Source organism: Bacillus sp. z50, from assembly GCF_058313585.1.
Map to the genome: position 1 here is coordinate 1 of NZ_JBZFQL010000014.1, position 9,333 is coordinate 9,333.

Below are 9,333 nucleotides of genomic sequence, written 5' to 3' on the forward strand. Positions count from 1 at the left end.
CTAAACCAGCTAATAGGTTGTCAATATCTCTCTGTATATTTCATTTTTTTATATGCTATACTGTTTTTGGGTATGCCAAATAACCCTCCAGTTTCTTTTTGGAAGGTTTTTCTTATGTTGGATAAATATCATTTCCTAAGCTAAATCTAGGAAATTCTCGTTCTTTTTCAATAAAGCATAAATCCAGTGAAGCAGCTTGTTGATACAAGCTACAATGGCAACTTTTGAAGGTTTTCCTTCTGAACGTTTTCTATCATAGAACTCTTTGAGCTTTTTATTTCTAGAGCCTCTTATCCCACATAAAACAGCTAAATACAAACTATGCCTTAGCCTACTGGATCCTCGTTTGGTTATACGATTTATGTTCGCAGTAAACTTACCAGATGAATAGACACTGGGATCTACTCCAGCGAAGGCCACTAACTTTTTAGGGTGATTAAACCGATCAATTTCTCCTATCTCCGAAATGATTGTTGCCGCAATCTTTTCACCGATACCAGGAATCGATTGGATAATCTTATATTCTTCTATTTCATTTGCCAGGGATACCATTTGGCTCTCTAAATCCGTAAGGTGTCCTTGGTAGTGAAATAAAATATCGATATACATACTAAGATTGATAAGATGGCTTTCATATCGCACTTTCTGAAAAGGATTTTGAGAAGCTGAATGAATGAGCTTTCTTGCCTTTTCTTTGGCCCACTGTACAGACCGACTGGGACAATGTTCTCGTATCCTATCTTCTAGCTCTTCCTTGCTAGCCCTTAGAACCTTCTCCGAGGTAGGGTATTCCTTTAATACCGATAAAGATACTTTCGAAAATAGATCCCCAAAAACCTTTCTATATTCAGGGAAAACCTGATCTAAAATCGTATGGAAATGCAATTTTGCCTCCACATACATATTCGTCATTATCTCTTGTTGTCTCGATAGATTCCGAATATTTAGAAGTTGAATTCCTCTCCTTTTTTGAGGTTCAAATTCTTCTTTATAATAGAGAACACATAATTGATACGCATCAAACGCATCAGTTTTCACCTTTCTTAAACTGGCCTTCTTCGCTTGATGAGAAATGATTGGATTCAATAAGATATAAAGTATGTCATTCTCTTCTAAGCATTGAACAACTGGGGTATGATAATGTCCTGTTGATTCCAATATAACCACAGGCATCTGCCCAGTTGTTTCCTTCATTTCTTCTAAGAAATAGATAAACTTCTCCAACTCTTCACGATTATGCTTAATCGAAAAACTTGTTCCATACGGCTTTCCTTTATCTAAAAAAGCCTGTACTTCACTTTCTTCTTTGGCTATATCTATACCCACAACTGGGTTCATTCTTTCTCCTCCTCTGATAAATTCACCAGTATCCCTATTTCCTCCAAGTAGTATTATAGCTTCGCTTGTTATACGAGATCTCAGTCCCAACCAGCCTCAAACATATTTCTACAAGTAGGGGGTGAACAGTTTAGCGGACGGGATCATTTGTCCCACTGCCCCTTACGTTCTACCCTGGCTACTGATAGATTAAATTCATATGAAAAAAGTTCAACCAGAAAGTTCTGGCTGAACTATATAATACGAAACTGCCCCTTTACTTCCATAAGAAATTCAACACAAAAAGGCATTAATCCTTTTTGGATCAATGCCCCCGTTAGTTCAACAAGATGAATATACGTTATACTAACATTGACTGAGATTTATAATTGTGTATAATACAAGGTAATTGCATAAGTTGAATGTTTTCTAGGGTTCCGCAGCAGTCAATGTTGGTCTGGTCCGAGAGAAAACTCACAGCTTTGCTGTGTCACGGAAGGATAAAAGCCTGGGAGAAACTGTTTTTACAGTTTAACTCTCGGGCTTTTTTTGTTTTTTTGACAAGAATAAATTTGGAGGTGTCTTTAGATGAATAAAGACTGGATTAAAGTGATTATTGCTGCTTTCTTTGAAGTTTTTTGGGTTATTGGTTTAAAACACGCTTATGAGTTTTGGACTTGGACTGGAACTATCATTGCTATATTCGTCAGCTTTTATTTAATGATTATGGCAGGAAAAAGACTTCCCGTGGGAACTGTTTATGCAGTTTTTGTTGGGTTAGGTACAACTGGAACCGTCGTTTCTGAAATTCTATTCTTTGGAGAACCATTTAAAGTGGAAAAAATATTATTGATTTTACTGTTATTAGCAGGAGTAGTTGGCTTGAAATTAGTAACAAAGGACAAAGTTCAGGAAGGAGATGAATCCTAATGGCTTGGATTTCTTTAATCTTAGCAGGTTTATGTGAAATGTGTGGTGTTGCAATGATAAATAAACTGCATAAAGACCGTAGTTGGAAATCGCTGCTTCTATTAATCCTAGGATTTGGGGCAAGTTTTATATTTCTTGCTTATTCAATGGAAACACTTCCTATGGGTACAGCTTACGCAATTTGGACAGGTATTGGTGCATCTGGTGGAGCAATTTTAGGGATGATTTTTTATGGCGAATCAAAAGATTGGAGAAGACTTATTTTCATAGGTATGGTATTAGGTGCTGCTGTGGGTCTAAAACTTGTCTCATAAAAGAGTTTTTTGTTTTGGAAGAAGAAGATAATCTGTTTTTATTAAGCAAATTATCTTCTTTATTCTTGTTCAACTAAACTGCCCCGTTTGTTCAATAAGCTATCTTCATTCGAAGACACCACAAAATGGTTATCCGCACATTTATTCAGGAGCAACAACTATGCGAAAACAGCTATCAAAGATTGTTGCTTCTATAATAAGATGGATGGTCATTCTAAAATTAAATCGTTCTTTTTACAAATGAGGTATTACCTCAATTAATCGGTTCTCATACAGTTTTAAAGTAGTGGCGGATTGTTATATTATGATAGAATATAAGTGAAAAATCTGATAACTTTTTTTAAAAAAAAGGGGGGGTTATATGTCTCTTACAAGCTTACTAAAAGGATCAGGAACAAGCCAAAAAGAATTTCAAGCAATTATAAGAGAAATTATCCCTAACAAGAAATCCTTTAACACATATTCAGGTAAGGAAGCATTTTCTAAAACTGAATATGTCATTTCCGTCCCTTATAACCTAAGTAAAAGTTATAACTCCACAGTAGTTGGAACAGGATTTGATTATTTAGCGAGAATTATGTTGGCTCGAGTAGTTAAAAAAAACAGAGATGAGTCATACACAAATTTAATTGCAATAAACGGAATTTGGACTCTCTCGAAATTATCAAACAATAATCGTGCTGTTAAAAAAGTTGAAAGAAAACTTATAAAAACAATAAAGAAATTAAAAGCATATAGCAATAATAATAAACCAATTAACGAATTGGCTTTAGATGTGTGTTTCTTAGCTAAATTAGAGTTTATTTATAGATCAAGCTACCTTCCAGATACACCTATAGAAAAATATTTTTTTGATGAACCTGATTATGAAATTATTAAGGATTTAGAATTACTATGTGATGTTTTTCAAGAAAAGTTTATATCAACAATTCTTAGTCCTACTAGCGATATTATATATAATCCTCATTTTGGAGTTGCTTCTTCCTATGTCGGAGGTGCTGATGGTGATGTTATTGTTGACGGAACATTATATGATTTTAAAACTGGAAAAGGCATAGGATATAAGTGGCAAGAGGTTGCTCAAATAGTAGGGTATTATTTACTTAATCAAATATCTATTGACATTAAGAATGCGGATGATGATTATTTTGTAGATGATTCTTATCAACGTTTAGACATTAAAAGACTTGCACTATATAGAGCAAGATATGGTGAAATTGAGTACATAGACATATCTTGTTTTGATAAAAACCAACTTGAACTAACTAAAAAGAAATTAATACACTATTTTTATGAACACCCGAATTTTAGTAAGCCGATGATTGAAAGTCTTCATATTTTAAGGGCTTTAGCAGAAAGCTAGAATCTTGTTTAATCCTGTATCTTACATCATAGACTTTTTATGCAGTAAAAAAGGGACCATTATCAAGAGAAACTCTTTATTAATAGGCGAATAGACAGATAAATTAGAAATTGAAAAAGGGAGAACGATTTATGAGTAATTATCCTATTTGCAAAACTTGTGGAGCCAAAATGACGGAGTATGACGAATGTTCGTGGTACACTTGTCCTGAATGCGGACAAGCTATTAGAGACAATGGAGACGGTTCTTGGACTTGGAAAGATGAAATCTTAGGTGGCGGGTCTAAACATCATAACTCAGATTTTGAACTTGCCGATTTTTGCCGTGGCGGGGATTTATCTGAGGATTGATTAAGTTTGCAAATTAGATTCTGATCATCCACAAAAACTCCAATTTATCGATGAGCTTGATTCGAAAGACATAAGACACTTCGGTGTCTTTTTTTATATTATCACCAATTTTCCAAGGCAGCCCTGATTGTTATTTCTTCCCTAACCTGTCCCTTAGTAGCATTAGAAGCTCAATAGAGAAAGTGTAAGCAGGATTAGTAATTTGAAGTATGTTTGTCCTCTAGTTGTGGTTTTCTAAATTATACCTGGCTTTTTTAGTATCTATCAGGGCAAATTAGTAAAATACAAGAAGGGAGTGTGTGTATGATGTTAGATAAAGATTTAATGAAAAAAGAGATAAACGAAAAATTGTCAGAACTTCATTTTAATGATGGTTTAAAGGAGCTACTCAAATTTATTGGAGGAGATGATTATATTCGGAACCTTTCTGTAGCATTAACTCATTTTTGTTTTAGAGGTGGACCTGTTGAAGGTATGCATAGCGGAACGGTTAGTTATATAAATGCTACACCTGATACACCTCCTGAGAGTATTAGTCAGTTATCACAAGAAGATATGAAGACGTTAAACAAATATATGGTGGATCAATTAGGATTGTTCCTTACACTTTTGGTAAATGAACATTATATTGAACTCAAGAGTTTAGTGATGTTACATCAGATGTACGGAAGTGACTGGGATCCGCCCAATATTGAAAAGGGAATGGATAGTATTCTCAGGTTGATATGATTAGGAATCAATATAAACAAAAGAAAAAAGGAAGGGAAGCGGTTGTCCAAGGGCAATGGCTTTTCTTCTTTATGAAATAATTCTAGTCCATAACTATTTTACCTACTCCTTTTACGCATATAAAAAACTCTTAATGGTTAAGAGAAATATGAAGATAATTGCGTGGAATCAACAATAACTGGTTATCCTAATAAATACCACCATACCTTCATTCAAAATGGAGGTATTTGCAATTATGAAAGGAAGTATAAAGAAGATAGGCAACACCTATAGTGTCCGAGTGGATATTGGGAAAGATCATAATGGACGAAGGCTTCAAAAGTCAAAGAGCGGTTTCCGAACAAAACGAGATGCTCAGGAATATTTGAATCAGCTATGGATGGATACTCAAAGAAGAGAGTTGTCTCAAGAGTCATTTGATCAATTCGTGGAGAAGTGGTTCCATACGTTTTATCGAAGAAATGTTGCTGAAACGACGGCTGGGAACCGGTGGTATCTTATCCAGAAGCACTTAGTGACCTATTTTGGACAGGCTCAGTTAGCTCATATTACAGCGAGAATGCTGGATGAGTTTTATAACGAAAAGCTAGATGAGGGGCTTTCGACCAAGACTGTCAGGGAGCTGCATAACTTACTCAATAGTGTTCTGTCTCAGGCGATCAAATGGTCTCTTCTTGAACACAATCCCGTATTGATGGCTACACCGCCAAAAGTCCGTTCAAAGGAATCGACTCCTTGGAATCAGAATCAAACAGAACAATTCTTACAGACCATCCGAGGAAAACCGGATGAGACTTTCTTTATCCTAGCTATCTTTACAGGAATGCGGAAGGGAGAGCTGTTGGGATTGCAATGGAATGATATTGATCTTGAAAAGGGAAAGATTCACTTGCGTAGGAGTGTAGCTCGTGTAAAAGGAAAAGGACTCATTGTGAAGGATCTGAAGACCAAGAAGTCTAAGAGGCAAATCTCCATCTCTCCTTATGTGGTGAATGATCTTATAGAACACCGACAGGAACAGGAGAGGGAAAAGAGCCAACTCTTTGGGTATCGAGATGAAGGTATCGTCTTTTCAACGAGTAAGGGAATGTACAAGGACCCCAACAATGTATTGAGAACCTTTAATCGCTATATCGAGAAAGCGGGAGTCCCGAAAATCACGATTCACGATTTGCGTCACTTGCACGCGACTTTGATGCTGGAGAGCGGCGTGAACCCGAAGGTCGTGGCTGAAAGGTTAGGCCATAGTCGAGTTGGTGTGACACTGGATCTCTATTCTCACGTATCCTCCGATATCCAAGAGGAAGCGGCTATCCGCTTTGAAGAGGCATTCTTTCAACGATCATCAGAGCCAAAACAACTTGTGCAATAAATGTGCAATTTCAACCGTTCCTCGAAAAGAACTCTCCCGGAAAACAAGAAAAAACCCTTGATATACAAGGGTTTTCCGGTATGGAGCTAAGGGGATTCGAACCCCTGACCTCTTCGCTGCCAGCGAAGCATTCTCCCGCTGAACTATAGCCCCATAATAAGTAATAAAATTATGTACAACCTTATTTTAACTAATTTAATACGAATGTCAATCTTGTATGAAGTATTTTTGCTGAATCTTCTAACTTAACCAAGCTATAATGCAGGGTAAAAATGAGTAGGAAAGAAACTGCCTATGCTTCTTTCCTGCTCCTATTGATTATGCATTTTCAATTTCAATGCTCATGACTCCATCGATAGAAGAAACGGAATAATAAACATCTGTAATTAGCCTTTTGCTGTCTATTGTGGTTCTTAAACGAATTTGATGACTGTTAGTCAGATCTTTTATGCGAACAGACTTAATTGAAATCTCTTTTTGTTCAATTAAATTTATAATTGGCGCTATACTGTCTTTTTCTGCAATAATTAACTGGAGGTTTAACTCTTTTTCTCTAAACTTTTTTGGCCCAATATAATTAAATAACATGGGCAGCAATTCAACGCTGATGATTAACAAAACTACACCTGCTATTGCTTCCATATAAAAACCTGCACCTACTGTAATCCCTATTCCGCCTGCTCCCCAAATTAATGCTGCAGTAGTTAAACCAGATATACTGTCATTGCCTCTCCTTAATATAACGCCAGCTCCAATAAAACCAATTCCGGATACTATCTGGGCTGCAAGACGGAGCGGATCCATTGTTACTGTGACTCCATATGCTGATCCTTTTGCATTATATGCAGATTCAATAGAGACAATAGTTAATAAACAACTAACGATTGAGATTACTAGAGATGTTTTCAGACCAACAGGTTTTCTTTTGATTTCCCGTTCCAGTCCTATGATAAGCCCTAATACTGCTGATATGCATAATTTAATAATCATCTGTATATCAATTGAGAAATCCATATTGCTAACCTGCCTTTATAAGTTCTTCTATATAGAATAGAATATGAGACGGATCTGTTCCAGAATTATGAATTATGAATATTTATTTGTTTAAATTACAGTTAAAGGGTGGAATAATATATGACTCAGTCACTTTTTAAACCTTATCTTGCCATTGTTGTAGGAGTGATTGCTGTATCCTTCTCAGCGATACTTGTTCGCTATTCGGAAGCCGAGTCTGGTGTCATTGCTTTTTACCGCATGTTATTTTCCTGTTTAATTCTAATTCCGTACTTTTGTAGGGAGGCTGTTAAAGAGATAGGAAGGATTAATAAAAAAGATTGGGTATTATGTGCAGCGGCCGGAGCGTTTCTTGCTTTTCATTTTATTTTTTGGTTTGAGTCTCTTCGGTATACTTCAGTGGCTAATTCAACTGTCCTAGTCACAATGCAGCCTATATTTGCTTTTTTAGGTACCTATTTTTTATTTAAGGAACGAGTATCTATCGGTGGAGTCGTAAGTATTATTGTGGCGATTTCAGGCAGTATATTGATTAGTGCCACCGATTTTTCGCATAATAAGGGAGCTTTGTTCGGAGATGTACTTGCCTTAGTAGCTTGTGCTCTTGCAACAGCTTATTTCTTGATTGGACAAATGGTACGTAAAAGAATGGGGTTAACTGCTTACACTTTTATTGTATACGGTATTAGTGCAATTATATTATTGATCTATGTATTGGGGAGCGGCCAGGAGTTATTCGATTATCCTAAAAAAGAGTGGTACCTATTTATCTTGCTTGCAATCATTCCTACATTGTTGGGGCATTCACTTTTTAATTGGGCAATTGAATGGGTTAGTGCAACAAAAATATCGATGGCTATATTATTTGAACCAATAGGTGCGGCAGTATTGGCGTACTTTTTATTTAATGAAAGCCTATCGGCTATACAATTGTTTGGTGCATCATTAGTATTGGTGGGGTTATCTTTATTTATATTAATGAATAGAAGAAGAGACGCAATAGAGAATAGCGAAGTTAACTATTAATTGCATTGTAGGGCATCCAAGAAGGATGTCTCTGTTTTTTTTAAATATAATTGGTGTTGAACTTTTTCCGATTTTTAGTGTATTGTTGAAGGAATTTATTCTTATGAACATTAAAGGGCGTGCTTAGTGATCAGGATGGTTAGGCAAACGAACACTGCTAATCTTAATGAAGAGTTGTATGTCAATGTATTGGATATATGTGATTTTTATGATGTTATGTAGAAATAATATAAAAAAGCGAAAAAAAGTAAAAAAGTACTTGCATCCTAATAGTTGTCCATGATATATTAACTATCGTTCACTTCGTTGAACATTCGTTAAAAAAACTTTTAAAAAAGTTGTTGACGAAAATAAGTTATTCTGATATATTATAAAAGTCGCTAACGCGAACGAGATAACAAGTTAAAATAAGTCAAAAAAACTTTTAAAAAAGTTGTTGACAAAGAAAAGTTATCCTGATATAATATAAAAGTCGCTAACACGACAGATTGTTCTTTGAAAACTAAACAAAACGAAACGCCAAGCAAGTCTAAAAAAAGAGATTTTTAAAATCTCGTCAATTTGCTTTAAAATTTAGCTAGATCAAACATCTTTCGGAGAGTTTGATCCTGGCTCAGGACGAACGCTGGCGGCGTGCCTAATACATGCAAGTCGAGCGAATCTGAGGGAGCTTGCTCCCAACGATTAGCGGCGGACGGGTGAGTAACACGTGGGCAACCTGCCCCTAAGATTGGGATAACTCCGGGAAACCGGTGCTAATACCGAATAGTTTCTAACACCTCATGGTGTTAGAAGGAAAGTTGGCTTCGGCTAACACTTAGGGATGGGCCCGCGGCGCATTAGCTAGTTGGTGAGGTAACGGCTCACCAAGGCAACGATGCGTAGCCGACCTGAGAGGGTGATCGGCCACACTGGGAC

Annotated in this window: 9 protein-coding genes, 1 tRNA gene, 1 rRNA gene and 1 riboswitch; of the genes, 8 read left to right on the forward strand and 3 right to left on the reverse strand. The window is 36.3% G+C overall.

Annotated features, from left to right (window positions below; translation table 11 throughout):
• Positions 1–135: 135 nt before the first annotated feature.
• The gene (locus tag AC4G3N_RS19180; protein ID WP_491089503.1) at positions 136–1,338 is read right to left on the reverse strand and encodes an IS110 family RNA-guided transposase; all 1,203 of its coding nucleotides are present in this window, start codon (positions 1,336–1,338) and stop codon (positions 136–138) included.
• 397 nt (positions 1,339–1,735) lie between these two features.
• A riboswitch (guanidine-I (ykkC/yxkD leader) is annotated at positions 1,736–1,834 on the forward strand.
• A 71-nt stretch (positions 1,835–1,905) separates the two neighbouring features.
• On the opposite strand from AC4G3N_RS19180, the gene AC4G3N_RS19185 reads away from it, so the two are divergent.
• The 6 genes from AC4G3N_RS19185 (at position 1,906) to AC4G3N_RS19210 (ending at position 6,375) form a co-directional block, all read left to right on the forward strand.
• On the forward strand, positions 1,906–2,247 hold the full coding sequence (locus AC4G3N_RS19185; RefSeq protein ID WP_491091047.1) for a DMT family transporter: 342 nt from the start codon (positions 1,906–1,908) through the stop codon (positions 2,245–2,247).
• On the forward strand, positions 2,247–2,561 hold the full coding sequence (locus tag AC4G3N_RS19190; protein WP_491091049.1) for a DMT family transporter: 315 nt from the start codon (positions 2,247–2,249) through the stop codon (positions 2,559–2,561). The genes AC4G3N_RS19185 and AC4G3N_RS19190 overlap by 1 nt, the downstream gene beginning before the upstream one ends.
• 361 nt (positions 2,562–2,922) lie before the next feature.
• Positions 2,923–3,924 (forward strand): hypothetical protein, encoded by a 1,002-nt coding sequence (locus AC4G3N_RS19195; protein WP_491091051.1) that lies wholly within the window; start codon positions 2,923–2,925, stop codon positions 3,922–3,924.
• Positions 3,925–4,094: 170 nt separating this feature from the next.
• On the forward strand, positions 4,095–4,274 hold the full coding sequence (locus AC4G3N_RS19200; protein WP_491091053.1) for a hypothetical protein: 180 nt from the start codon (positions 4,095–4,097) through the stop codon (positions 4,272–4,274).
• Between the two features lie 303 nt (positions 4,275–4,577).
• The gene (locus tag AC4G3N_RS19205) at positions 4,578–5,003 is read left to right on the forward strand and encodes a hypothetical protein (RefSeq protein WP_491091055.1); all 426 of its coding nucleotides are present in this window, start codon (positions 4,578–4,580) and stop codon (positions 5,001–5,003) included.
• Between the two features lie 235 nt (positions 5,004–5,238).
• Complete coding sequence (locus AC4G3N_RS19210) at positions 5,239–6,375, forward strand: tyrosine-type recombinase/integrase (protein ID WP_491091057.1); 1,137 nt, start codon at positions 5,239–5,241, stop codon at positions 6,373–6,375.
• Between the two features lie 81 nt (positions 6,376–6,456).
• On the opposite strand, the gene AC4G3N_RS19215 is transcribed toward AC4G3N_RS19210, so the two are convergent.
• Positions 6,457–6,528 (reverse strand) — tRNA-Ala (locus AC4G3N_RS19215).
• Between the two features lie 165 nt (positions 6,529–6,693).
• The gene (locus AC4G3N_RS19220; RefSeq protein WP_066106820.1) at positions 6,694–7,389 is read right to left on the reverse strand and encodes an MgtC/SapB family protein; all 696 of its coding nucleotides are present in this window, start codon (positions 7,387–7,389) and stop codon (positions 6,694–6,696) included.
• 120 nt (positions 7,390–7,509) lie between these two features.
• On the opposite strand from AC4G3N_RS19220, the gene AC4G3N_RS19225 reads away from it, so the two are divergent.
• Together AC4G3N_RS19225 and AC4G3N_RS19230 are read left to right on the forward strand one after the other, a co-directional pair.
• Positions 7,510–8,415 carry a DMT family transporter gene (locus AC4G3N_RS19225; RefSeq protein ID WP_491091060.1) on the forward strand — a complete coding sequence of 302 codons (906 nt, stop codon included), beginning with the start codon at positions 7,510–7,512 and terminating at the stop codon, positions 8,413–8,415.
• A gap of 590 nt (positions 8,416–9,005) precedes the next feature.
• Positions 9,006–9,333, forward strand: a 16S ribosomal RNA gene (locus AC4G3N_RS19230); the annotation flags it as partial.

Bases quoted from the DNA above. Each gene is read 5' to 3' on its own strand.
- AC4G3N_RS19180 (WP_491089503.1), bottom strand. From the start codon at position 1,338: ATGAACCCAGTTGTGGGTATAGATATAGCCAAAGAAGAAAGTGAAGTA.
- AC4G3N_RS19185 (WP_491091047.1), top strand. From the start codon at position 1,906: ATGAATAAAGACTGGATTAAAGTGATTATTGCTGCTTTCTTTGAAGTT.
- AC4G3N_RS19190 (WP_491091049.1), top strand. From the start codon at position 2,247: ATGGCTTGGATTTCTTTAATCTTAGCAGGTTTATGTGAAATGTGTGGT.
- AC4G3N_RS19195 (WP_491091051.1), top strand. From the start codon at position 2,923: ATGTCTCTTACAAGCTTACTAAAAGGATCAGGAACAAGCCAAAAAGAA.
- AC4G3N_RS19200 (WP_491091053.1), top strand. From the start codon at position 4,095: ATGACGGAGTATGACGAATGTTCGTGGTACACTTGTCCTGAATGCGGA.
- AC4G3N_RS19205 (WP_491091055.1), top strand. From the start codon at position 4,578: ATGATGTTAGATAAAGATTTAATGAAAAAAGAGATAAACGAAAAATTG.
- AC4G3N_RS19210 (WP_491091057.1), top strand. From the start codon at position 5,239: ATGAAAGGAAGTATAAAGAAGATAGGCAACACCTATAGTGTCCGAGTG.
- AC4G3N_RS19220 (WP_066106820.1), bottom strand. From the start codon at position 7,389: ATGGATTTCTCAATTGATATACAGATGATTATTAAATTATGCATATCA.
- AC4G3N_RS19225 (WP_491091060.1), top strand. From the start codon at position 7,510: ATGACTCAGTCACTTTTTAAACCTTATCTTGCCATTGTTGTAGGAGTG.